Origin of the sequence: Ferrimonas pelagia (assembly GCF_039543565.1) — a bacterium.
Lineage (GTDB): Bacteria > Pseudomonadota > Gammaproteobacteria > Enterobacterales > Shewanellaceae > Ferrimonas > Ferrimonas pelagia.
This window is the reverse complement of the sequence record NZ_BAABJZ010000024.1, coordinates 21,843-45,854: the sequence shown is the minus strand read 5'-3', so window position 1 is coordinate 45,854 and position 24,012 is coordinate 21,843. Positions and strand designations below refer to the sequence as shown.

Genomic DNA, 24,012 nt, shown 5'->3' with positions numbered 1-24,012 from the left:
CCCGTTTGTCTGCTCACCACCCGCTACAAACCGTCTATCAGGCGCAGCGTGAACATCAGGCGGGTCGTGTCGACGCCGCCCTCAGCCTGATCGGCACCTTGATCGCCGACAGTGACCAAGCGACGGCGCGCTGCCTACTGGATCGACACCACCCCTGGGGGGAAGCCGGGCTGCCCGAGCTGATGAGCCAGGCCATCTTTTGGCTGCGCTTGGCGGCCTGCTTTGATGATTGCTGGGCCCAATACCAGCTCAGCAGCGAAGTCGAGCCCATGCCGGGCCCGCAATCCAATCGTGCATACCTGCAATGGCGATCCGATCCCGTGGACTCCAGTCCGCTCGATTGGCAAGAAGCCGTCTATTGGCTGCGCCAAAGCGCACTGGCAGGCTACGATCAGGCCATCAATGACATGATCGCGCTCTTCGAGGAGGCCGAGCCCGATCCGTGGGGCGATCACAACGACAAGCCAACGCCGGTCGAGCTGGAGCCGCCGGCCTGCCCACAGCAAACACTGTACTGGCTTGAGCGGTATTCCTGGGGCTATGCTCCCGAGCCGCACAATGGGATCGGACGCCACCGGGCCCGCGCTTACCTGCAGGAGCCGCACGGGCAGGCGCAACAGCTGGGCCTCGCCTGGTATCAACAGGCGATCGCCGATCAAGATGGCCTGGCCTGTTTGGACATGGCGCTCTGGTGCCGTCACGGCTTATATGACGCCGATCGGTCCCCCCTGATCCCGCGCGATCCGGCCCGGGCGCAGGCTTTGTTAACCCTTGCGGCAGCGCAGGGGGTGTATCAAGCCCGCGCCATGGAGCAGACGGAGGCGGCGCAGGCAAAGGCGCTCAAACGGAAGTTTGGCGGCCCGGCCAAAGAAAAGCAGATCAGCTCACAGCGGATCTCACTGTGGCGCTAGGCTCGGCAGCCGCATTAAGGGAGCGGTAAAACCACACAGCGGGCCGCAGCCCGCTGCCATTGCGTTCATGCCGTTACGGCTTGATCGCCACGATCAAGTTACGGTTGATGGACTGATCGACCCGGTGCAGATAGCCGGTGTAGGGCGCCTCATCCAGCACCGTCAGGCCGTTGGCCTGCAGCACCTTGGCCACGTCACGCCACTTCATGGTGAACTCGTTAAAGGAGATCACCATGGCGCCTTTCGGCTTTAAGCCATGACGCCAGGCCGGTACCGCCTCTTCCAGCAGCGTCAGCGCGCTGCGATCCAGCTTCTCGTCCTTGGCGTTCTTGTTGCCATGCTGCACACCATAGGGCAGATCCGACACCAAAATGTCGCAGCTGTTTTTCTTCAGCAGCAGGTTGGCCTGACGCGTATCCCCAGGATACAGCTTGAAGTTTTGCAGCTTGCCGGCGGCGAAATCCGCCTTGTCCGCCGCCGTGTCGACCGAAAAGCAGTCCGCCACTTTTTTGCCATCCGGGCCGTTGCGCTTGGACTTGGTCACCTTATGCTTGTACTTGCCGGTCTTGAGGTACTTCACCATGTAGGCCTGGATCTCCTGAGTCCACTTAGTGTTGATCTCAATGCCTTCCACGTTGAAGCCGCGCACCATGCCTTCGTACAAGGTGGTGCCCTTGCCGCACATGGGATCCACCAGGCGGATCTGCTCGCTCTGGGTTTTGCAGGCACTGAGCGCCAGATTGATCATCAGCCGGGTAAACTGCTCATTGGTCTTGCCGACGTACTTGAGGATCTGACTCATGCCGTTGGGGAAGGTGTAGATCTGCGGTGCCTTGATCGGGCGCAGCAGGCCGTCTGCCTGCACCTCAAACAGGGCGTAATAGATGGAGGAGGCCACGATCGCCTTGAGTGCAGCGTCATCCATCGGCTGGGAGGTGGTGAAACTGACGCTGGCCGGCAGGCCCAGATCGTCCTCGCCAAACGCTTCGATGGTGATCCCCTGGGCCTGGGTGATCGCCTCCAACTCCAACCGGGCAATTTTCAGCGCGGTATCGAAGTAGATCCGGTTGTGGCCCGGGTTAGCAAGAATGGCGTACTGGTGCATGGCGGCGACCTTAAATCAGCGGGAAACAGGGTAAATTTGGCCGCAGAAACTAGCAGTTTCCAGCTTTTTTGGCAATTTCGGTGACACAGCGCCTCATACGATCACGCTGCCACCATCCACCCGGATCACCTGACCGGAGATCCAGCTTCCGTCTGCGCCCACCAAAGCGGCGATGGCATCCGCCACCTCCCCAGGCTGGCCACAGCGGCCCATCGCCGCCTGCTTGGCCCCCAATTGACGCAAGTAGTCGGCGTTGCCCTGCGCCAACAGCGGCGTATCCGTCATCCCCGGCGAGACGACATTGACCGCGATCTGCTGCGGCCCCAACTCCCTGGCCAACACTTTGCTAAAGCCCTCCAGTGCCGCCTTGCTGGCGACATACAGGCTCTGCCCGACGGCGTTAGAGGCGGTCGCGCCGGTGCTGATATTGATGATCCGCCCGCCTGGCTGCAGGCAGCGTGCCGCTGCCCGGCACATCATAAACGTGCCGCGGGTGTTGAGGGCAAAAAGACGATCGAAATCGGCCATCTCGATCTCTTTGAGCTTGCCGTAATGGCCAGCCCCGGCGCAATTCACCAGCACATCCAGCCGACCAAATGTCGTCAGCACCGCATCGAACAGCCGCGCGACGCTCTGCTCGCAGGTGACGTCCAGCGCGAAACACTTCGCATCGCCCCCCGCCGCGACGATGGCCGCCGTCGTCTGCGCCGCTTGCGCCGCCGAGCGACCGTACACCACGGCCAGCCGATAACCCTCCCGCCCCAAACGCAGGGCAGTGGCCTGACCAATGCCACTGCCCGCCCCCGTTACCAACGCCACTTTGGTTGTGGTAGCCATCGTCATTTCACCACTCCTTTTCCCCACCCCGCTGCGCTCGGCTAAAGCCGTTCGCCATCCTTGATCGCCACGATCCCGGCAAACACTCCGACATAGAGGGTGCCGTCCGGCCCGATCGTGATCGGCGCCCAACTGTTATCAAACCGCTCCCCCACCCCAGTGTGGATCTTAAATGCGGTCTCGCCGGTCTCGAAGTCCAGCGCCATTAGATACCAGGCATTCTCGCCATCGGCCTGGGTGTCGAAGGTGTAGAAATAGGCCAGGCCGCTGCCCAGGGAGAGCTTGGGCACCACCGAGGGGGCGCGCTCGGTGGAGTGCCAGATCCGATCACAGCCGCTGCCGTCCGGGCGCACATCGATCCGGCTGATCCCGCCCGTCACCGCCTGCTCCGTCGGCGGTGCCATGGCATACCGGTAGCCGTAGTTGTTCTCGATAATGATGCTGTTGCCGTAGCCGATCATCGAGTTGTCCGTCACCGAATGGCCGGACTCGAACAGGGGGATCCGGCAGATCTCACGCTCGCCCTGCCAATCGCTGGCGCGCTGGTACACCAACAGGTTGATGCGATCATCGGCGTTGTCGGTCACCGTGATGTAGTCCGTCCCGAGCAGGGTCGGGGTGGTGCCACTGCCTTGATTGATGGCGCCCACCTTGTGGCCGCTGCCGCGGTCATAGCGCTCGCGCCAGTCCACCTGTGGCGTGCCGTCCGCCGTTTTATCGAAGCGATACAGGGCGTGATCCGAGACAATGAACACGCCATCCTCGGCCACCGCAAAGCTGTTTTGGATCTCCTCGCCGGCCAGATGGATCACGCGGATCGCGCCGGTTTCAGGATCCAAGGTACCGATCCTACCGTACCGGGTGATCCACCAGATCACCCCGTCCATGTCTGGCAGCGCCGCAGTCACCGGATCGCACTGCTCGGGCGTAGGGTTCCAATTGCTCAGCGAAAAGCAGCGATTGGGCACCGCCGCGGACAGATCCCAGGCGCGCTCTTCCACGATCTGCCAGCCTTCCGCTCCCGGCACCGCCGCCAAACGGAGCAAGCGCTGCTGCGGATCCACCAACACCACCCGATCCTGATGATCCAGGTAGTAGTAGGCGCCGCCCGAGCTGTCCTGATAGATGATCCCCAGATCCCGATGGGCGATCGCCTGCCAGGTGCTGGGCCGCGAAGGCAGATCATGCCGCGCCAAGATGGTTAACGTCTCAGGATCCACCAACTGAAACTGGAAGCCTTGCATCGCCGAGCACAACATAAACGCTAAGCCATCCCGACGGAAGGTCAGCCCCACGCACATGCCTTTGTCGCCACCACGCCCCTGCCGAGTCTGCACCACGGGCGCATGCCCCAGTGGCCCCTGAGGTCGATGCACATCGGAGTTGTAGGGATCGGCGTGCATCGCATTGAAACCGGTTTGCGCCATAAACGGGTGCTGTGGCAACACCAGATCCGGCAAAGGCTTGGCCGCGACCGCAGCGCCGACCACCTTGCCTTGGCCCGGCTGAGTCGGCAAAGCCGGTAGATCCATCGGCTCAGACCGTAACAACAGCACCGCCAAAACCGCGACCGGCAACGCCAGCACCAACAACAAGCCCAATCCCAATTTCTTCCACATACGCGCTCTCCTGATGTGATCCGCTTTCTACTCACGTTGCGCGCTGCACCAGCGCTGCCTTGCAGCCCTATCAACGCAAAAAACGGGCGCCAAGCTGTCGCCCGGCACCCGCCTTTTGTTACTGCTCCCTAGCGCGAGGCACGCTGCATACGCAGGCCAAACATCGCCGTCAGCTCCCGCAAGATCTCATTGACGCCGCCGCCAAAGGTGTTGATCTGACACTTACGGTAGCCCTCTTCCAGCGCCCCTTTAAGCACATCGGCACTGCCTTTGGCCTTGACCAGACCGGCCGGGCCGATCACGTCCAGCATCAAGCGGTAGATCTCGATCACCGACTCGGTAGAGTGCACCTTAATGGCCGACGCAAACGCCGGATTCAGTTGGTTCTGCTCCAGCTCCCAGGCCATGCGGCCATTGAGCACCTGCAGCGCCTGAATGCGAGCGTAGGCCTCGGCCAAGGTGGTCTGCACCCAGCTTTCATCGATGGGGCGCAGACCCTGGGCATTCTCGCTGCGGGCCCACTCCATCAACTGCTGATAGTGACCGATGGCATTAATGCCCAGCGCTGCCAGACCGACCCGCTCGTGGTTGAGCTGAGAGGTGATCAGCTTCCAGCCGCCATTGAGCTCACCGACGATGCAGCTCGCTGGCACCCGGACGTTATCGTAATAGGTCATGTTGGTGCGCACATCGCCCACGGTGTAGATGGGCGCGACGGAGAAGCCGGCCAACTTGGTGTCGACGATAAAGATGGTGATCCCTTTGTGCTTAGGCGCCTCTTTGTCGGTCCGGGCCGCCAGCCAGATGTAGTCCGCGCCCTCGGCGCTGGAGGTAAACACCTTGGTGCCGTTGATGATGTAGTCGTCACCATCCTTTACCGCGCTGGTGGACAGCGACGCCAAGTCGGTGCCCGAGCCCGGCTCGGTATAGCCGATGGCAAAATGCACGTCGCCCTTGGCGATCCGGGGCAAAAACTCGGCTTTGTGTTCATCCGAACCGTTGGCCATCAAGGCCGGCCCCACGGTATTGAGGGTGACAAAGGGAATGGGCGCACCGGCCATCTGCGCTTCCTCAAAAAACGCCAACTGCTCCGCTTCGCTGCGGCCCTGGCCGCCGTACTCTTTGGGCCAACCAATGGCCAACCAGCCATCTTCCCCCATCTGGCGGATCACCCGGTTATACTCGCCGCCACTCTCGTTGCCATGGCACGCCTGACGCACCTCTGGGGTGATCAACTCGGCAAAATAGGCACGCAACTGCTGACGCAGCTCCTTCTGTTCCTGGGTGTTATCGATGTACATATCGCCTGTCCTTCATTCCGCTACTGCCATCCGGCGCGGTGGCGCCTCCTGACTGACCTTGCGCCAGTGAACGCGCCACGCCCACCCCCAAGGCAGTTTCTTCCATGTCCTCTAATTTGCCTCTGTCGGCTACGCCTCTCAATGGCGAAACCGGACAAGTTGCAGTAGCGAATGTGGCCGACGCCACGCTGGCTTTGGCTGAGCGAAAAGTTCCTCCGTCGGCTTTACTCCCGAGCAAAAAACGACGCCTTACTAGAGCGTTCGAGCCTATCCGCTTACCTCCCGCCGCCGACAAGGAGTCCGCCCGATGAGCCATAACCCCCTTACTGCCCCGATCCTGTGCATGCTGTTGCTGGTGATCAGCATCCCGACGGCGCGCCAGTTCCAACGCTGGCAAGTCCTCAGTCAGGCCCAGTTGGACAGCTTTTTTCCCATCGCCCTACTGGGGATCACCCTCTCAACGATCTGGGCAGCCTGCCTGCTGTATGAAGCCCTGCGTCCACCGCGCGAGCCGTGACAGCATCGGCACCAAACCCGTCAGGACCGCGTTACGACGACGGCGGCTGAGCCGCCATCGCAGCGCGCAGACAGGTGGGACACAGACACCCCGCCGGCAAGCTGGCGTTTTGCAGCGGCATCACCTGCGGCCATGTCATGCACCAACAGTGCTGATCGCCACGGCACTGCAGCGGCCCCCGACACTGGGCGCATCGTGTCGCCCGCGCCGTGCTGGCCTCGTCCTGCGAGGTCGGATCATATTGTTCAACCATTCTGTTCAACCATTCGGCTCTCTGCCCGTTGTGCTTCGATCTCTGTCACCCCAGTGTGGAGCGCGCCCCGGACACAGGCAACCGACCGCGCCACTCAAATGAAAACGGCCGGTTCGTCAGAGCCGGCCGTTTCCCGTCTTGAGGGTATGGCTTACATGTACATAAAGATCATGTCGTAGATCAGCGCCGGGCGCGCTTCACCGACCACATGCACATGCTGCTCCAGCGTCACCGCCGTGCCCTTCTTGGTCGCTTCCACCGCCTTCAGACGGGTGCGAGACTGCACCTGAGCGCCCACCGGCACCACGCCGGTAAAGCGCAGGCGATCCGAACCGACATTGAGCATGTTATTGAATCCCACCACCTCAAACGGCTGCTCGGCGCGCATCTTCGGCAGCAAGATAAGAGTGAGGAAACCGTGGGCGATGGTGCCCTTGAACGGGCTGTACTTGGCGCACTTCTCGACGTCTGTGTGCAGCCAGTAATCGTCCCCGGACAGCTCGGCGAAGCGGTTGATCAGCGCTTGATCTATGGTCACCGCATTGCTCCAAGGACCAAATTCCTCGCTCACCAACGCCTGCATACCGGCGACATCATCAAAATTAAACTGGGCCATTTCAGACTTCCTTTTTCTGCGTTTTCCTTGGGAGATGGCTCGCCCGACCGTCCGCGCTTATCGGCAATACAGGCAAGGTGCCCCCAGCGTGATCACAGCATACAAATCGTCCGCAGCACCAAACAATGACGTTTCAGTGCCAACTTTGCATGTGCATTAACGGTCAAGTCAGGCCCAAGCGCGCAGCCAATGCCGACGGCCGATCTGGGCAGACGAACGAGACAGCGGACACAGAGATCCATCGCAAGCAAAAATAGAGAAAGAGAAAGGGGGGGGAATGCGCCGTAATGAACCGATCGGTCCGATCCCAACATCACAGGGCCTCAACGGGGAGGCGCGCGTCGTGTCTTGGTCGACGCAGGGGATCAAACGGCGCCTTTGGAATTAAAGTACCAAATGGTTACTTAATTCCACCAGTTGCTCAGACGATCGGCGCCAGAGAAGCAACAATGCCAGCGCACATCAGGCTGCCTGCGATGGTGTAACACAGGCGGCAAGCGCCTTGTTCTGGGGTAAGCCACTTAGCGGAATTAAACATGTCGTGTCCTTTCTAGTAATGTCACCGATGAACGGATTATAGCAGCATTTTGTAATTTGAAAACCAAAATGTAGGAAACTTACAGAATTTACCGAACTGTGCGCTCTTCCCGTCACGAACGGCGGATCAGCGCCGGATCCGCCGATCAACCCGGATCATTTTGATCGGCCCAGCGGTGGCCACATCTGTTAATGGCGATGGCCCTGTTCCGCCATTTTTTCCGGTCGAGCGCGTCGATACATTGATACTCATCGACACTCTGTCCGCCGGTGCGCGCCGGCGACAGCGATCCAGCCTGCCTGGCACAACGCGTCGTAACGCACCGCCAGGCCATGGCTTTTCATGGAAGTTAAGGAGTAAACCCATGGCTGAAGCAGTCATCGTTGAAGCACTACGTACCCCCATTGCACGTGGAAAACCGATCGTGGGCGATCTGAATGGCTTCCACGCCACCGAGCTATTGGCCCTGTCCATGCGCGGCGTGCTGGAAAAAGCGGGACTGGAGCGCACCGACATCGATCAGCTGATCGGCGGCTGCGTCACCCAAGCCGGTGAGCAGGCCGGCAACCTCTGCCGCAACGCTTGGCTGTCGATGGGCGGCACCTACAACGGTGGCGCCACCACCATCGACGCCCAGTGCGGCTCCGCCCAACAGGCCAACCACCTGATCTCCGCGCTGATCAAAGCCGGATCCATCAACGCCGGGATCGCCTGTGGCGTCGAAGCCATGAGTCGGGTCGGCCTGGGCATGAATGTCTACAACGGCCCGGGCTTCTTCCTGCCCAAATCCTGGCCCTGGGACAGCACGCCGGATCAATTCGCCTCCGCCGAGCGCATCGCCAAAAACCGCGGATTGACCCGTCACGATGCCGATGCCTTTGCGGTGCGCTCACAGCAGCGGGCCCACGCCGCCTGGGAAGCCGGTCACTTCGAACGCGAGATCATCCCGGTCACCGCCCCGGTGCTGGGCGAAGATGGCAAGCCCACCGGCGAGACCAAGTTGGTCACTCGGGATCAAGGCCTGCGCCAAACCACCATGGAGTCACTGAGCCAATTGAAGACCGTGGCAGAAGGCGGGATCCACACCCCGGGTAACTCCTCGCAAATTTCCGATGGCTCCGCCGCCGTGCTGTGGATGAGCAAGGACGAAGCGATCGCCCGTGGCCTCAAGCCCCGCGCTCGCATTATCACCGACGTCGTGGTCGGCGCCGACCCTTACTACTTGCTGGACGGTCCGGTCAACGCCACCGAGCTGCTACTGAAAAAGAGCGGCATGAGCATCAATGACATCGATCTGTTTGAGGTCAATGAAGCCTTTGCCGCTGTGGTGCTGTCCTGGGCGCAGGTGTACCAGCCCGATATGGACAAGGTGAACGTCAACGGCGGCGCGATCGCGCTGGGCCACCCGGTCGGCTCGACCGGTGCTCGCCTGATCACCTCGGCCCTGCATGAGCTGGAGCGCACCGATAAGAACACCGCGCTGATCACCATGTGCTGCGGCGCCTCCGTCGGCACCGGCACCATTATCGAACGCCTGTAAGGCATCGACACTCAACGAGCAGATGCGCGGGGCGCACGGCAAAACCTGCCCCGCCAAGGAGAAACAGAATGACGCAATTAGATGGAAAAGTAGCGATCGTCACCGGTGCCGCCCGCGGCTTAGGCCGGGCCGAAGCGATTGAGCTGGCCAAGCAGGGCGCCCGTGTGGTGGTGAGCGACTTAGGCCACAACAGCGACGCGCAGGCCGTGGCCATGGGCGTGGTCGAGGAGATCAAAGGCTTCGGTGGCGAAGCCATTGCCCACTTTGGCGACTGCGCCAGCTGGGACGACTCCAAGGCGCTGTTTGGCAAGGCACTGGACACCTGGGGTGACGTCAATATCCTGGTCAATAACGCCGGCTTCTGCCGCGACCGTTTGATCTTCAACATGTCGGAAGAGGAGTTCGACTCTGTGGTCCGGGTTCACCTCAAGGGCCACTTCGTCAACATGCGCCACGCCACCGAGTACTGGCGCAACAAGTGCAAAGCCGACGGTAAGCCGGTATTTGGCCGCTTGATCAGCACCTCCTCCGAAGCCTTCCTGTACGGCTCAGCCGGGCAGCCCAACTACGCCGCGGCCAAGTCCGGCATTGTGGCCATGACCATGGGCGCCGCGCAGGTGATGCTCAACTACGGCGTCACCGCCAACGTGATCTGCCCCCGCGCCCGCACTCAAATGACCGATCAGGGCGTCACCGCCAAGATGTTCGCCAAGCCGGATGCCGGCTTTGACACCTTCGCCCCGGAAAACGTCAGCCCGCTGGTGGGCTATCTCTCCTCCGAGCAGGCCGGCAATATCTCCGGTCAGGTGTTTGTGGTGTGGGGTAAGAACGTCACCGTGGTCGACAAGCCGGTGATGGGAAAGAGCTTCGACTCCGGCGAGATCTGGACCCCGGACAGCCTGCATCAGGCGATGGGCGATCACTTCGCCGGCCAGGTGCCGGTGCGGGACGGTTTCGCCATCATGCCGCAGATGTAACATGACCGCATCCCGCCCTCGCGCGCGTCAGGCGCAACAGCAGAAGATCGGCGAGACGCTACGGCGGCTCAATGAACGTCTGGTGGCCGATCACGTCGATGACGACAGCCTGCAGCGCCTAGCGCTGCTGCTGGAGAAGGCCGAGCCCTTGGTGCTCGGCCATCCGCCTCGGCGGCGCGAGGTCCGCGCCGATCAGGACAGCGCCTACGATTACGGCAGCCAGCAAAACCTGTTTACCCCAGTCAGCGGCGCGCTCAACGCCGTGGCCCCGAAGGTGCGCTATTTCCGGGAGGGCGAAACCGCCGTCGCTGAGGTGTTCTACAGCGCCGCCTTCGAAGGCGGTCCCGGGCTGGTACACGGAGGCTTCACCGCCGCGCTGTTTGACGAGTTGTTTGGCATCGTCCAGGCACCGAAGAGCACCCCGAGCATGACCGGCAAATTGCAGGTGCAGTACCGCAAGCCGGTGCCCTTGAAACAGCCGTTGCGTTTTGAAGGCTGGTGCGAAAGCCACAAAGGGCGCAAAAGCGTGCTCAAAGGCCGCCTGATGCTGGCAGGGACCCAAGTGATCCTGGCCGAGGCCGAGGCACTGTTTATCGATGTGGATCATGCCCTGTATCAGGATTTTTCCCGCCAGCGCAATGCCCAACTGAACGCCGAGCTCAGCGCCGAACAGTGAGCACCGACAACCGAATCCATCGTCGAGTCGGTGTAACCCGGCCCGGCATTTGTGAAGGAGGACACGATGTCCGATCTGAACGCTTTCCGTCAGGAGATCCGCACCTGGCTGGAGCAGAACTGCCCCGAGTCCATGCGCACTCCGGCCACCCCTGAAGATCAGGTGTGGGGCGGGCGCAACATTCAATTCCCTTGTGAGGACGCCAAGCTCTGGTTTGATCGCTGCGTCGAAAAGGGCTACTGCGTCCCCGACTGGCCGCTTGAGTACGGCGGCGCCGGCTTTGATCGCAAACAGACCGCCATCTTCAAGAAAGAGATGGCGCGACTGGGCTGTCGCCCACCCCAGGTGAACCTGGGGATCTGGATGGCGGGCCCCGCCATCTTGGAATTTGGCACTGAGGAACAAAAGCGCGAGCACCTGCCTAAGATCGCCCGCGGCGAGATCCGTTGGTGTCAGGGCTATTCCGAGCCCGGCGCCGGCTCCGATCTGGCCAATGTCCAAACCAAAGCCGAAAGTGATGGGGACGACTACATCGTCAACGGCACCAAGATCTGGACCTCCTACGCCGATCATTCCGACTGGATCTACTGTCTGACCCGCACCGACAAGGACGCCAAGAAACAGGAGGGGATCAGCTTCCTGTTGTTCGATATGGCCTCCGCGGGCGTGGAAGCCAAGCCGATCGAATTGATCACCGGCGAGACCCACTTCTGCCAAACCTTCTTCGACAACGTGCGGGTGCCCAAGGCCAACCGTCTGGGCGAAGAGAACAAGGGCTGGACCGTGGCCAAGCGGGTGCTGGAGTTTGAGCGCAACATGATGGCGGATCTGGAAGCGACCATCGCCGCCGATCCGATCGTATTGTCGCAACTGGCCAAGCAACACCTAGGTGAGGATCCTCAGGGCCGGATCGCCGATCCGATCCTGCGCCAGGCGATCGCCCGCAATGAGATCAACAAGCGCGCGCTGGATCTGGCCATGCCGAGGATGGGCGCCGAATTCGCCGAAGGCGTGGGCGATCCCTCACTGGGGATGATCCTCAAATACGCCGGCACCGAAGAGGAAAAGCTCAAGTACGAACTGGCGCTGAAGATCACCGGGGCGCAGGGGCTGGGCTGGGCGGGCGAGGGGTTTTCCGAGGCCGACATCAAGCTGACCCGCGACTGGCTCGGGGTGAAAACCCACTCCATCGCCGGTGGCACCTCCGAGGTGCAACTCAACATCATCGCCAAGCGGGTGCTTGGCCTGCCAGATCAATAAGGAGCGCGTATGTCTTTAGCATTCAATGAGGAGCAACGGGCCCTCAAAGACACCGCCCGTGATTTTGCCCAGGCGCAAGCCCCGGTCGAGGCGCTGCGTGCCCTGCGCGACGCCGGCTCAGCAACCGCTTTCGATGACGCCACCTGGCAACAACTGCTGGAGCTGGGCTGGGGCGGCATGCTGCTGCCTGAAAGCTACGGCGGTTTCGATTTCGGTCTCAAAGGCCTGTGCGCCGGGATGGAAGAGTTTGGCCGCACCCTAGTGTGCTCGCCGCTGCTCAGCTCCGTCGTCTTGTCCGGCAGCGCCATTTTGGCCGCCGGCAATGAGCAACAGAAACTGCAGTGGCTGCCGCAGATCGCTGCCGGTGAGCTGCGCTTTGCGTTGGCGTTGGATGAGGGAGTGCACCATAACCCGGCCAACATTCAAACCAGCGCCATCCGCACTGCGGACGGTTTTGAACTGTCCGGATGCAAACAGATGGTGATCGACGGGATCGGCGCCGACAAGCTGCTGGTCGCGGCGCTCGAAGCGAGTGAACTGGGCTTGTACATTGTCGATCCCAGCGCCACCGGCGTCACCCTATCGCGCCGCCAACTGGCCGACAGCCGCAACTACGCTCAGATCACACTGGACAAGGTCGCGGTGGCCGAGCAGCACAAGCTCAGCGGCAGCGAGGATGTCGCTGCGGCATTAGAGTTAGCACTGGATAATGGCCGTCTGGCGCTGGCAGCGGAGCAGTTCGGCGGCATTCAGGCGATGTTTGAGCGCACCGTCGAATACCTCAAAGAGCGCAAGCAGTTTGGCGTGCACATCGGCTCGTTTCAGGCACTGCAGCATCGTGCCGCCAAGATGTACATTGAGATCCAGCAAAGCAAAACCGTGCTGATGGATGCGTTATCGGCAGTGGAAGCCGATCGGCCGGATCGCGCGGCGCGGATCAGCGCGGCCAAAGCCAAGATCGGCGAGATCGCAGAGCTGGTGACCAACGAGGCGACCCAGCTGCACGGCGGCATTGGCGTCACCGATGAGCTGGAGGTGGGCTTCTTCCTCAAGCGCGCCCGGGTGGCGCAGGTGCTGCTGGGCAACAGCCAATATCATTACGATCGCTTCGCCCGCCTCAGCGGCTACTGATCGATCGGTAGACACCCTCACTCAGCCCAACGCAAAAGACCGGCCTCGGCCGGTCTTGTTGATCGCGCGACGCCCGCTTTGCGATCCTTAAGATCAAAAAAACGCCCGTTGATGAGACGGACGTTTTTCTGTCGGTGGAAGCAAGGGGGATGAAGCCTTGCTCTGTAACACGGGGTTGCCCCCCTCAGCGACCAAAGCGGATGAAACCTTGGTCGACCACCGTCTTGCAGGGATGATGATTCAAGAGCATTGTGACACAGCCCTCACAGTTGTCACCCCCAGAAAGAAATTATCTATCAGCTTTTGCACTGTAACTTGATATAGATCACGTGCGCAGAGCCTGTACCAACATCCATCGAACCATCCATTAAAAATACAATTCAATCAATCAGATAAGTTAAGAATTAATCAGTGACGGCCGGCTATAACTGAAACCAAGTCACAAAAAAAGCCCACGGTGACTGCCGTAAGCCTTTCCTGTTGGTTTGCTTCATGGGCCATATGGCCGATGCGCGCCATTTGCAGGGAGGATGATGAGTCCGTAGTAATGGACGCCCAAGACCGGCATTAGTTCCGATCCCATCGCGCTAATTTGATCTTTTTTATCGAGCGAAGATCGGCGCGATCGCTCAACCGGGCGCTGGCGCACCACGCCGCCCTAGGTTAGCGTGATCCTGCAGACCCACAACGGAGGGAGCCCTTGATGATCTCGACACTGAAAAAGCTGCACTGGCTTGGCGTGCTTATGCTGCTGACCGGCATGGGCATGCTGTGGCTAACCCCCCTGAGCCAACAACTCGGCGCCATGGTGATGATCGCCTGTTTGATCGGGCTGGGTTTGGTATTGATGGCGCCCTACCCGGTCCTGCTGTTGATCGACTGGGCCCAGAAGCAGGATCCTGCGGCCAACGCGGGATCAGACAAAAACGATCGCCCATAAAAAAAGCCCGCAGTACAAGCTGCAGGCTTTTCTTAATTGTGGCATCAGTCGCGCAAGGCTACCAATGCCGCAATAAGCAGGGAGGATGATGAGTCCGTAAGAGTAGACGGCGACCGTCGCAAGAAGTTCACCGACAAGGAGAAAAAAATTAACGCCCGCTCTACAAAGTCCGCTCCCGCCCGGCCAGGGCCCCAAACAACGCCGTGCACAGCAGCAAGCCCCACCACAGCGGCAGCAGCGCATGCCAACTGCCAGACCAGGCAAACAAACCGCCAAACAGCACCGGACCCACCGCCGCCATCAAGTAACCACAACTTTGTACCATGGCCGACAGCGCCACCGCCTGCAGCGGCGAATTCGCGCGCAGAGCGATAAAGGAGAGCGCCAGCGTCAGGATCAACCCGGATCCCGCGCCAAACACGCCGATCCAGATCGGCGCCTGTGCCGGTGCTGCCCACAGACCCACATAGCCCAGCAGGGTGATCAAGCTGATCGCCGCCGCCAAGGTCGAAGCGCTCAAGCCAACGCGCATCAAGGGGACCAGCAACAGACCGGCGATCGCCCCACTCAGATGCAGCCCCCCGTGCAAACGTCCCGCTTGCGCCAATGAAAAACCCTGCTCGGTCAATAGCGCGGGCAGCCAGGTGTTGGTGGTGTGAAAGACCACCGAGTTAAACCCCATAAACAGCGCCACCTGCCAGGCCAACGGATGTCGCCACAGCGCGGGCACGGGTTGGCTCCTGCCCACCATGGCAGGACGGGAGATCGCGCTGTCATGACATTGCCCCCGCAGGCACAGCGCCCACACGATTACCGCCAGCACGGGCAACAAACCCAAGCTAAGCAGGGCACCACGCCAGCCCAAAGCCTGGTTGAGCGGCACGATAAACCAAGAGGCCAGCGTCGCACTGAGCCCCATAATCATGGCGTAGGCGCCGGTCAGCAGCGGGATCCGGTTCGGGTAGCGTAACTTCAGTAGGGCAGGCAGCAACACATTGCCCAAGGCGATGCCGCAGCCAAGCACCGCGGTGCCGACAAACAGACTCGGCACGTCGCCGACGGAGCGAAGGCCAATACCACCGACCAACAGAAGCAGGGCCAGCAGCAGGGCAGGCTCGATCCCCAGCCTGGCCGCCACCGGCGTGGACAAAGGCGAGAGAAAGGCGAAGGCCAGCAGCGGCAGAGTCGCCAACAGCCCGGCCGCCACCGGACTCAGGGCCAGCGCCTGGCTCATGGGTTCCAAGATAGGCCCCAACGCAGTGATCGGGGAGCGTAAGCTGGCGGCGATCAGCAGGATCCCAAACAGGATCCAAGCCGATCGATAACGAAAGAGGAGGGACATAACGCGCACTCAAACAGATCAACGAGGCGTTGGATCCTACCCCTTGCCGCCCCGGCTTAATTTAGCCAAAATGACAGCTTATTGCTCAATTCGGCCAATTTAGTGGATCACCGACATCAACCCGCTCGCTACGGCCGGATCGCCGTCGCCGCACTGCACCACAGCGACGCACAAAGCACCCCATCTCCCCGCCATCAACACGCCAGCGGCCAGTTGGTCGTGCCGCTGCACGGCAGCATGCGCTGCTACGTCGACGATGGGATCTGGATGGTGCCGAGCCAGTCGGCGATGTGGATCCCGCCAGATCTGCCCCACAGCAACCACGCCTCGCCCCACAGTCACTTTGCCTTCGTGTTTATCGATGCGACAGCGCTGGATCTGCCGGATCGTCCCTGCACCCTAGCGATCTCCCCCATGCTACGCGAGATGATCCTCCATCTAGCCCAGCAGCCGCAGACACAGGCCCCCGATCAGCACGACGCCGCCCTGATCCAGGTGCTGCTGCACCAACTCAGCCAACAGCCCCGTACCCCGCTGAATTTTGCCCTGCCCGCCGATCCCGCCCTGCATCGCGTCGCCGAGGCGTTGATCGCCGATCCCGCCGATCGTCGGACGCTGAGCCATTGGGCTCAAGCCTGCGCCATGAGTGAACGCACCTTTACCCGCCGCTTGCGCCAGCACACCGGGCTGAGCTTTGCGCGCTGGCGTGGTCAGTTGCATCTGATCCACGCCTTGGAGCGACTCGGCGACGGTGACAGCGTGCAATCCATCTCGGCCCAGCTGGGCTACGACTCGGTCAGTGCCTTCATCACCATGTTTAAAAAGGCGCTGGGTAAACCGCCCAATCAATACCGCAACAGCCGATCGCTGGAGTCGGGCTCAAACAAGCCCCCGCGTTGAAGGCAGGAGCTCTCGCACGCGCCAAAATACTCGCGCGGCGTTGACTTCCCCCCGCAGACTGAGCCTGAAGTCGGTGCCGGTGCAGAGCAGCACGTTTTCGACATTATCCATCGGGCTCACCGCCTCGGCGGCGTAAAAAAGCCCCAGCCAAACGGCTGGGGCTTTCGCACGTTTCAAAGCGATCGCACGGCGTTTACTTTACGCCGAGGATCAAGCCGGAGGTTGGCACGCCAGTGCCGGCAGACACCAGCACGTTCTCGACGTTATCTACCTGGTTCACCGCTTCGCCGCGGATCTGCCGCACCCCTTCGGCGATGCCATTCATGCCGTGAATGTAGGCTTCACCGAGTTGGCCGCCGTGGGTGTTGATCGGCAGGCGTCCGCCCATCTCGATCTCACCGGCGCGGACGAAGTCCTTGGCCTTGCCCTGATCACAGAAGCCAAACTCCTCCAACTGGGGCAGCACAAACGGGGTGAAGTGATCGTAAATAACCGCCGTCTGGATATCCTGCGGACCAATACCCGCCTGGCTGTAAAGCTGCTTGGCCACCAGACCGACTTCGGTCAGACGCGACATGTCTTTGCGGTAGAAGTGAGTCATCATCTGCGGATCGTCACAGGCCCCTTGCGCCGCCGCCTTGATGATGGCCGGCTTCTTGTTCAGCGTCTTGGCCCGCTCGGTGGAGGTGATCACCAGTGCCACCCCGCCGTCGCTCTCCTGACAGCAATCGAGTAGACGCAGCGGCTCGCAGATCCAGCGGGAGTTTTGATGATCCTCCAGCGTGATGGGCTGCTGATAGAACCAGGCGTTGGGGTTGTTCGCCGCCATTTTGCGGGCCGCCACCGCCACCCGGCCGAAATCTTCGGTGGTGGCGCCGGTTTCGTGCATATAACGCTGGGCCACCATCGCTACCCAGGACGCCGGCGTTACCAAGCCGTGGGGGATGTACCAGCCGTAGTGGGCGGTTTCAAACGTCGGATCCGCCGCCTGATCCTGCATCCCGGCACCGAAACGGTACTCGGAGCGTTCGTTCATCGCGCGGTACACCACCGCCACTTCACACACCCCGGTGGCCACGGCCATCGCCGCCTGCTGCACCGTGGCGCACGCGGCGCCGCCGCCATAGTGGATGCGGCTGAAGAACTTCAGCTCCTTGCCACCGATGTTACGGTGCACCTCAATTTCCGGGTTGTTGTCCAGGGTGAAGGTACACAGGCCATCCACCTCGGACGGATCGATCCCGGCGTCATCCAGTGCCTGGGTCACGCACTCCACCGCCAGCTGCATCTCACTGCGGCCGGACTTCTTGGAAAACTCGGTGGCGCCAATGCCGACAATGGCCGCCGCACCACTCAATCCATTTGTCTTACTGCTCATGCGTCTCCCTCCGGCAGGGTCACCAACACGGTGCCGTTGACGTGGTTGCCCATGCTGTTTTTGCCGACCACATCGATCTCGATCTGGTTATTGGCGTGCTTGGCGCTCACCTTACCCATCAGCTTCATTCGGTCACCGGCGTAGTTGGGCACCCCCAGCTTGATGTTGACGGTGTTGAGCAGACCGGTCGGGCCGGTCCAGTCGGTGACGAAACGCCCCACCAGGCCGTTGGTGGTGAGGATATTCATAAAGATGTCCTCACTGCCCAGCGACTGCGCCGCGTCGCGATCGTGGTGCACATTCTGATAGTCGCGTGAGGCCATGGCGGTGGCGACGATCAGCCGGGTGCTAACGTCGATCTCCAGCGGCGGCAGCTTGTCGCCGATCTGCACTTGGTTATACGTCAGGCTCATATCACCGCCTCCAGCTGCTCGGCATCCGCCAGTTGCGCGCCGATCTTGGCCAATTGTTGATTGCTGCCGCCCAGACTCAGAGTGTTCTGCTTGGTCCACAGGAAGAAGCGGTGCAGGGGATAGTCGATGTCCGAGCCGATCCCGCCGTGCAGGTGCTGCGCGGTATGCGCCACCCGATGGCCACCGGTGCTGGCCCACCATTTGGCGGCCCAGACATTGGCCAAGGCCTCTTGGCCTTCCGCCAACAGCCACAACGCCTTCCAATAGGCGGAGCGAGTCGCCTCGACGTCGATGTAGGCATCGGCGCAGCGAATGGTAGTGCTCTGGAACCCGGCAATGGCGGTGCCAAACTGTTTACGATCGGTGGTGTATTCGGCGGTGCGCTTGAGCGACTCCTCCATCACCCCGATCTGGATCGCCACCAGCGCCGTCTGAGCGTGCTGTTCGATCCAGTTGATCGCCGCGTCACTTCGCGCTTCGTCCACCAAAACCGCCGCCGCTTCGATCACCACCTCGTCCGCGTGCAGCGTGGCGCAGGGCTGGCCATTGGTCGACAAGGCTTCATCCAAACTGACGCCAGCTTGGTCCGGCTTCACCAGCAGCAACACGGTGCCGGTTTCTGTCTGCGCCGGCACCACGATGGCCGCCGACTGCGCCGCAAACGGCACCGCTTGGCGCACGCCAGTGAGTCGATAGCCGGCGCCATCCGCCGTCGCCGTCATGGGTACGATCCCCGCCGGGCTCATGCCCAGCTCGGCAAACGCGCCGGTCAGCAGGTGCTCGCCGGTAGCGAGGCCGGTCAGCAAGATGTCTTTTTGTTGATCCGAGCCAAATTGCGCCACGCTCAAACCACCCAGCACCAATGCGCTATACAGCGGCAACGGCGCGACAAAGCGGCCCTGCTCTTCCAAAATCAAACACAGTTCGGTAATGCCTAAGCCAATGCCGCCGTAGGCCTCTGGCAACGCCACCCCCAACAAGCCTGCTTCGGCAAACTGTTGCCACAGCTCGGTGTCGTACGCCGCACCGGTTTGGGCTTGGGCGTGTACCTGCTCGTCGGAGGCATGATCCCGCAGGATCTGACGGGCCAGATCGCGGATCGCCACCTGATCTTCCGTGAAATTAAAATCCATGAACTTCTCCTTCCTTTGCAGATCTAAGCCTGGGCAGGCTTAAACAGGGCCAGGCTCTGATCGCCGTCAAATTCGGTGATCTGCACTTCAACAGGCAGACCGATAGTCACATCCTGCGGCTCGATATCAATCAGTTGAGCCACCAGGCGAGTGCCCTCTTCCAGCTCAACCAAAGCGATGGGGTTGGGCTCATCAAACGCCGGCAGCGCCGGGTGGTGCAGATTGACAAAACTGTGCACCACGCCTTTGCCCGACGCCTCGATGGCGTCGTGTTGCAAGGAGCGGCAGCTCGGGCACATGGGGGCCGGTGGATGGCGCAGGGTGTCGCAACTGGTGCAGCGCTGAATGAGCAACTTGCCCTGGCTCAGGCCTTGCCAGAAGAAACGGTTATCACGATTGATCCCCGGCTGGGGCCGCTGCACCTTGCGGCTGCTGCCCGAGGCCGGCTTGTCTGCGTTGGTCGCTTGGCGCTGGGGCGCCTTGAACTTGAGCAAGCGAAAACGCATCTCGCCCACCGGCGCGTCGTGTTGATCGGTAAAGTGCCACAGCTCGGTGACGAAGTAGCCCTCGCCCAGCGCGGTGTGTTTCAGCTCGGACACCGACTCGATGGTGTTAGTGTGCTTAATGTCGTCGCCCGGATGCAGGTGACGGAAGTAGTTTTGATCGCAGTTGACCGCCACCACGGAGACGTAACCGTACTCGTCGAGGATATCCAGCACATAGGGCTGATCACTGGTGCGCAACACGCTGCCCAGCGCCTGCTGATCGGTGTAGCCCTTCATGGTCCAGGCCTGCAGCATGGTGGGCGGTGCCACGATGTCGGCAAAGCCTTGGCTGCGGGCGTATGCCGCGTCGTTGTAGAGCGGATTATCGTCGCCCATGGCCTGACACCATTGACGGATCATCGGCACATTGATGGGATCCCAGCTGCGCTGTGGCCCGACAGTGACGCCCACCGTCGCCGCCATGCGCGCTTCCAGCTCCTGCTGTTGCTCTTGCTGCTCTTGCAGATCTTGCGTAGAGACGTCGCTCATTCGGTTACTCTCCCTGATCCCCGATCAGCGCGATCGGGCACTCCTTGATAGCAACCATTCTACGAGGCTAAGGCACGCGCTCAATGGCGAAACCGGCCAATGGCGAGTGACAAAAACGTCCGATATAAACCCGCCTCCCCATCGCTGAGGAGGCGGGTTCGGATCTGCTCTGGCCGGCGCGCAGGCACATCAAACCGAGCCTGTCATCGACTCGGTTTGTTCGCTGCCAGCACGGAATGCCCGCAGGCGGATTCACTCCGATAAGCGTGCAGCCATCGAGCCCGGCCGGTCTTGCGCATAGTGCGCATAGTGCGCGGCGATGGCGCGGAACATCGCCGTGCTGTCCAGCAGCGACTGACGACCGGGATCGTAATACCCTGTGTCGGCCCGGGTGGTGACGATGACCGTCTCGGTCGCGGGATCGACATAGATAAACTGGCCGTAAATGCCCTGGGCCTGGAAGTCGCCCTGTGAGCCGAGCGGGATCCACCACTGATAGCCGTAGCCGGAAAACGAGCTGGAGCCGGGGTTGTCATAGCCCGGAGCCAGATGCGGCCCCTGCACCGTGGTGGACTCCGCCACATAATGCGCCGGAATGATCTGCTCGCCATTCCAGTTGCCGCCGTGCAGATAGAGTCGACCGAAGCGGGCGTAGTCGCGCAGATGGACGCTTAAACCGCCCATCGCCAGCTCACGGTGACCGCTGGCCTCGCTGGCTTCCACTAACCAATGTGCCTCACGCTCCGCGCCGATGGGGCCCCACAGCTTTTCCGCCATGTAGCCGGACAACTGCCCGCCGATGGCCCGCTCCACCACCAGCCCCAGCACTTCTGAGTTCACGCTCTTATAGTCGTTGTACTCCCCGGCCGGGCGCTCGCGTACCAGACTGGGCAGGTATTCGATCAACGGCGTACCGAAGGCCATCTTGAGTGACATCTTGGCTACGTCCGAGGCGGGATCGGCGTAGTTCTCGTTGAACTTCATGCCACTGGACATGGTGGCCACCTGACGGATGGTGACGCCATCCCACTCGCTGCCTTTAAGCTCCGCCACATAATCCGCCACATTGTCATCAAAGCTTCGGATCTTGCCTTCACTCAAGGCAATGCCCGCCAGCGCCGAGACAAAGGATTTGCCCATGGAGTTGGAGGCAAACAGGCTCTGATCGCTGCTGCCACGCTGGTAGCTCTCATGCAGGATCACGTCGTTTTGGATCACCAACAGCCCCATGGTGGCGCGTTCATCGAGAAACTGCGCCAGATCCAGCTCCCGCTCACCACTGACAAACGCCGCCGGCAGCGGCGCCTCAGCGCGGTCAAACTCAAACACGCTTCCCGTCGCCGGGATCGCGCGAGCCGGCTGGATCCGATAGGTATTCTGGAAAGTGTGCGTCAGATTCTCCGGCTTAAACATCTGCACCATGGCGTGCAGGTTGGTCAACTCCTGACGATAGACCAACGCCGCACTCACCAGCACCAACACCACGACGGCCAGCACCGTCCCTACCCCGGTTGCGATCTTCTTCCACATACTTGTGCCCCCTCAAAACAACAAAGCCCCGCACAGCGGGGCTCACAGGCCATGGCGATCCGGTTAGATCAGCCCCTGCTCTTTGGCCATGGTCAGCGCCAGATCTTCGATCATATCTTCCTGACCACCGACGGTGCGACGACGGCCCAGCTCGATCAACAAGTCCCGTGCCGATACGCCGTACTTGGCCTCGGCGCGCTTGGCAAACAGCAGGAAGGAGGAGTAAACCCCGGCGTAGCCCAAGGTCAGCGATTCGCGATCCACCCGGATCGGTTGATCCATGATCGGCACCACCCGATCCTCCGCCACATCCATCAGTTGATACAGATCCACCCCGGTCTCCACGCCCATGCGATGCAGTACCGCGGTGAACACCTCCAACGGCGTGTTACCGGCACCGGCGCCCAGCCCCGCAGCCGAGCCATCGATGCGGCTGGCGCCGGCCTCAATGGCGGCAATCGAGTTGGCGATCGCCATGCCCAAGTTGTGGTGGCCGTGGAAACCTATTTCGGTTTCCGGCTTAAGCTCGCTGCGCAGCAAGCCAATGCGCGCCTGCACGTCCGCCGGCAGCATAAAGCCCGCCGAATCCGTGGCGTAGATGCAGTTGGCGCCGTAGCTTTCCATCAGCTTGGCCTGCTCAAGAATTTTTTCTGGCTCGACCATGTGCGCCATCATCAGGAAGCCAACGGTATCCATGCCCATCTTGGCGGCCATGCCGATGTGTTGCTCGGACACATCGGCCTCGGTGCAGTGGGTCGCCACACGAATGGTGCTGACCCCCAGATCGTGCGCCATCTTCAGATGGTCCACCGTACCGATCCCCGGCAGCAACAGGGCCGAGATCTTGGCGTTTTTCATCTTCGGCACCACCGCCTTGAGGTATGCCTCATCGGAGGCAGCGGGGAAGCCATAGTTGAGCGAGCGGCCACCCAAGCCATCGCCATGGGTCACCTCGATCAGCGGTACCCCGGCTTCGTCCAACCCGGTGGCGATATTCACCATCTGCTCGGTGGTGATCTGATGTGCTTTGGCGTGCATGCCGTCCCGCAGACACATGTCGTGTAGGGTGACTTTCTTACCGGTTAGATCCATCTCGAATTCTCCTCTGCTCGACGCGTTAGCGCGCAGGCAACGTCAGCTCGCCACTGGCGGCGTGCTCGGCAAACATCTCCGCGGTGCGCAGGCCCGCAGCGGTCATAATATCCAGGTTCCCGGCGTACTTGGGCAGGAAATCCCCCAGCCCTTCAACCTCCATAAACACCGACACCTTGTTGCCGTCGAAGATGGGGCCATTGACCAGGCGGTAGCCCGGCACGTACTTCTGCACCTCTTCCACCATGTCCAAAATGGAGCGGGTGATGGCGTCTTTATCCGGCTCCGACTCGGTCAGGCAGTGCACGGTATCGCGCATCATCAACGGCGGCTCCGCCGGATTGATGATGATGATCGCCTTACCGATCTTAGCCCCGCCGACCAGCTCCACCCCTTTGGAAGTGGTGCGGGTAAACTCATCGATGTTCTGGCGGGTGCCCGGGCCCACCGAGCGGGACGACACGGTCGCGACGATCTCGCCGTATTCAACCGCTTGCACCCGCGAGACCGCCGCCACCATCGGAATGGTGGCCTGGCCGCCACAAGTGACCATGTTGACGTTCATGTTGAGATCTTTTGCCAATCCCGCCAGATTCACCGGCGGCACGCAGAAGGGGCCGATGGCCGCCGGGGTCAGATCGATCATCACCACCCCCAGCTCGTTGAGCTTGCGGCTGTTTTCCGCATGGACGTAGGCCGAGGTGGCATCGAACGCCACCCGGATATCGTCCTCAATGATGTGCGGCAAAATGCCGTCGACGCCGCTGGCGCAGGTTTTAATGCCCATCTCGGCGGCCCGCTTGAGCCCCTCGGACTCGGGATCGATCCCCACCATCCACACAGGTTCAATCCAGTCGCTGCGCTGCATTTTCATCAGCAGATCGGTGCCGATATTACCGGGTCCGATGATCACCGCTTTCAATTTTTGACTCATGCTGCCTTCCTTGCCTGTTCGTTCTGCACCGCCCG

23 protein-coding genes are annotated in these 24,012 nt (G+C 61.3%); 9 read left to right on the top strand and 14 right to left on the bottom strand.

Going from position 1 to position 24,012, the window contains the following annotated elements:
• Nucleotides 1–5 precede the first annotated feature (5 nt).
• The gene (locus tag ABEA08_RS08955; protein ID WP_345334961.1) at nucleotides 6–911 is read left to right on the top strand and encodes a hypothetical protein; all 906 of its coding nucleotides are present in this window, start codon (nucleotides 6–8) and stop codon (nucleotides 909–911) included.
• 73 nt (nucleotides 912–984) lie between these two features.
• Here the strand turns inward: ABEA08_RS08955 and ABEA08_RS08950 are convergent, their stop codons facing one another.
• The 4 genes from ABEA08_RS08950 to ABEA08_RS08935 form a co-directional block, all read right to left on the bottom strand.
• Nucleotides 985–2,016 carry a TRM11 family SAM-dependent methyltransferase gene (locus ABEA08_RS08950; RefSeq protein ID WP_345334959.1) on the bottom strand — a complete coding sequence of 344 codons (1,032 nt, stop codon included), beginning with the start codon at nucleotides 2,014–2,016 and terminating at the stop codon, nucleotides 985–987.
• A 93-nt stretch (nucleotides 2,017–2,109) separates the two neighbouring features.
• Nucleotides 2,110–2,853 carry an SDR family NAD(P)-dependent oxidoreductase gene (locus tag ABEA08_RS08945; RefSeq protein WP_345334958.1) on the bottom strand — a complete coding sequence of 248 codons (744 nt, stop codon included), beginning with the start codon at nucleotides 2,851–2,853 and terminating at the stop codon, nucleotides 2,110–2,112.
• Between the two features lie 41 nt (nucleotides 2,854–2,894).
• Nucleotides 2,895–4,472: an SMP-30/gluconolactonase/LRE family protein gene (locus ABEA08_RS08940; protein WP_345334957.1), complete on the bottom strand. Its 1,578-nt coding sequence runs from the start codon at nucleotides 4,470–4,472 to the stop codon at nucleotides 2,895–2,897.
• A gap of 128 nt (nucleotides 4,473–4,600) precedes the next feature.
• Nucleotides 4,601–5,773, bottom strand: a complete 1,173-nt coding sequence (locus ABEA08_RS08935; protein WP_345334956.1) for an acyl-CoA dehydrogenase family protein — start codon at nucleotides 5,771–5,773, stop codon at nucleotides 4,601–4,603.
• Between the two features lie 307 nt (nucleotides 5,774–6,080).
• Between ABEA08_RS08935 and ABEA08_RS08930 the strand changes: the two genes are divergently transcribed.
• Nucleotides 6,081–6,290, top strand: coding sequence for a hypothetical protein (locus ABEA08_RS08930; protein ID WP_345334955.1), 210 nt, complete (start codon nucleotides 6,081–6,083; stop codon nucleotides 6,288–6,290).
• Between the two features lie 31 nt (nucleotides 6,291–6,321).
• Here the strand turns inward: ABEA08_RS08930 and ABEA08_RS08925 are convergent, their stop codons facing one another.
• Together ABEA08_RS08925 and ABEA08_RS08920 are read right to left on the bottom strand one after the other, a co-directional pair.
• Nucleotides 6,322–6,543, bottom strand: a complete 222-nt coding sequence (locus ABEA08_RS08925; protein WP_345334954.1) for a hypothetical protein — start codon at nucleotides 6,541–6,543, stop codon at nucleotides 6,322–6,324.
• A gap of 151 nt (nucleotides 6,544–6,694) precedes the next feature.
• Nucleotides 6,695–7,159 (bottom strand): MaoC family dehydratase, encoded by a 465-nt coding sequence (locus ABEA08_RS08920; protein WP_345334953.1) that lies wholly within the window; start codon nucleotides 7,157–7,159, stop codon nucleotides 6,695–6,697.
• Nucleotides 7,160–8,061: 902 nt separating this feature from the next.
• On the opposite strand from ABEA08_RS08920, the gene ABEA08_RS08915 reads away from it, so the two are divergent.
• From ABEA08_RS08915 to ABEA08_RS08890, 6 genes are all read left to right on the top strand, one after another.
• Nucleotides 8,062–9,237: a steroid 3-ketoacyl-CoA thiolase gene (locus ABEA08_RS08915; protein WP_345334952.1), complete on the top strand. Its 1,176-nt coding sequence runs from the start codon at nucleotides 8,062–8,064 to the stop codon at nucleotides 9,235–9,237.
• 68 nt (nucleotides 9,238–9,305) lie between these two features.
• Entirely contained in the window at nucleotides 9,306–10,214 is a 909-nt protein-coding gene (locus ABEA08_RS08910) for an SDR family NAD(P)-dependent oxidoreductase (RefSeq protein ID WP_345334951.1), read from the top strand.
• 1 nt (nucleotide 10,215) lies between these two features.
• Entirely contained in the window at nucleotides 10,216–10,890 is a 675-nt protein-coding gene (locus tag ABEA08_RS08905; RefSeq protein ID WP_345334950.1) for a PaaI family thioesterase, read from the top strand.
• Nucleotides 10,891–10,956: 66 nt separating this feature from the next.
• Entirely contained in the window at nucleotides 10,957–12,150 is a 1,194-nt protein-coding gene (locus ABEA08_RS08900; protein ID WP_345334949.1) for an acyl-CoA dehydrogenase family protein, read from the top strand.
• A gap of 9 nt (nucleotides 12,151–12,159) precedes the next feature.
• The gene (locus tag ABEA08_RS08895) at nucleotides 12,160–13,281 is read left to right on the top strand and encodes an acyl-CoA dehydrogenase family protein (protein ID WP_345334948.1); all 1,122 of its coding nucleotides are present in this window, start codon (nucleotides 12,160–12,162) and stop codon (nucleotides 13,279–13,281) included.
• Nucleotides 13,282–13,984: 703 nt separating this feature from the next.
• Complete coding sequence (locus ABEA08_RS08890; protein ID WP_345334947.1) at nucleotides 13,985–14,221, top strand: hypothetical protein; 237 nt, start codon at nucleotides 13,985–13,987, stop codon at nucleotides 14,219–14,221.
• Between the two features lie 160 nt (nucleotides 14,222–14,381).
• Here the strand turns inward: ABEA08_RS08890 and ABEA08_RS08885 are convergent, their stop codons facing one another.
• Nucleotides 14,382–15,563 (bottom strand): MFS transporter, encoded by a 1,182-nt coding sequence (locus ABEA08_RS08885; protein WP_345334946.1) that lies wholly within the window; start codon nucleotides 15,561–15,563, stop codon nucleotides 14,382–14,384.
• Between the two features lie 81 nt (nucleotides 15,564–15,644).
• On the opposite strand from ABEA08_RS08885, the gene ABEA08_RS08880 reads away from it, so the two are divergent.
• Nucleotides 15,645–16,463 carry an AraC family transcriptional regulator gene (locus ABEA08_RS08880; protein WP_345334945.1) on the top strand — a complete coding sequence of 273 codons (819 nt, stop codon included), beginning with the start codon at nucleotides 15,645–15,647 and terminating at the stop codon, nucleotides 16,461–16,463.
• 193 nt (nucleotides 16,464–16,656) lie between these two features.
• Here ABEA08_RS08880 and ABEA08_RS08875 read toward each other — a convergent pair whose 3' ends face one another.
• The 7 genes from ABEA08_RS08875 to ABEA08_RS08845 all read right to left on the bottom strand — a co-directional run bounded on the left by ABEA08_RS08875 (nucleotide 16,657) and on the right by ABEA08_RS08845 (nucleotide 23,977).
• Nucleotides 16,657–17,841 (bottom strand): lipid-transfer protein, encoded by a 1,185-nt coding sequence (locus ABEA08_RS08875; RefSeq protein ID WP_345334944.1) that lies wholly within the window; start codon nucleotides 17,839–17,841, stop codon nucleotides 16,657–16,659.
• On the bottom strand, nucleotides 17,838–18,254 hold the full coding sequence (locus ABEA08_RS08870; protein WP_345334943.1) for a MaoC family dehydratase: 417 nt from the start codon (nucleotides 18,252–18,254) through the stop codon (nucleotides 17,838–17,840). The genes ABEA08_RS08875 and ABEA08_RS08870 overlap by 4 nt, the downstream gene beginning before the upstream one ends.
• The gene (locus ABEA08_RS08865) at nucleotides 18,251–19,387 is read right to left on the bottom strand and encodes an acyl-CoA dehydrogenase family protein (RefSeq protein ID WP_345334942.1); all 1,137 of its coding nucleotides are present in this window, start codon (nucleotides 19,385–19,387) and stop codon (nucleotides 18,251–18,253) included. Before ABEA08_RS08865 ends, ABEA08_RS08870 begins: the two co-directional genes overlap by 4 nt.
• 23 nt (nucleotides 19,388–19,410) lie before the next feature.
• On the bottom strand, nucleotides 19,411–20,421 hold the full coding sequence (locus ABEA08_RS08860; protein WP_345334941.1) for a bifunctional MaoC family dehydratase N-terminal/OB-fold nucleic acid binding domain-containing protein: 1,011 nt from the start codon (nucleotides 20,419–20,421) through the stop codon (nucleotides 19,411–19,413).
• A gap of 252 nt (nucleotides 20,422–20,673) precedes the next feature.
• Nucleotides 20,674–21,951, bottom strand: a complete 1,278-nt coding sequence (locus ABEA08_RS08855) for a serine hydrolase domain-containing protein (RefSeq protein ID WP_345334940.1) — start codon at nucleotides 21,949–21,951, stop codon at nucleotides 20,674–20,676.
• Nucleotides 21,952–22,014: 63 nt separating this feature from the next.
• Nucleotides 22,015–23,043: a 4-hydroxy-2-oxovalerate aldolase gene (dmpG, locus tag ABEA08_RS08850; protein ID WP_345334939.1), complete on the bottom strand. Its 1,029-nt coding sequence runs from the start codon at nucleotides 23,041–23,043 to the stop codon at nucleotides 22,015–22,017.
• A 25-nt stretch (nucleotides 23,044–23,068) separates the two neighbouring features.
• On the bottom strand, nucleotides 23,069–23,977 hold the full coding sequence (locus tag ABEA08_RS08845; RefSeq protein ID WP_345334938.1) for an acetaldehyde dehydrogenase (acetylating): 909 nt from the start codon (nucleotides 23,975–23,977) through the stop codon (nucleotides 23,069–23,071).
• Nucleotides 23,978–24,012 lie beyond the last annotated feature (35 nt).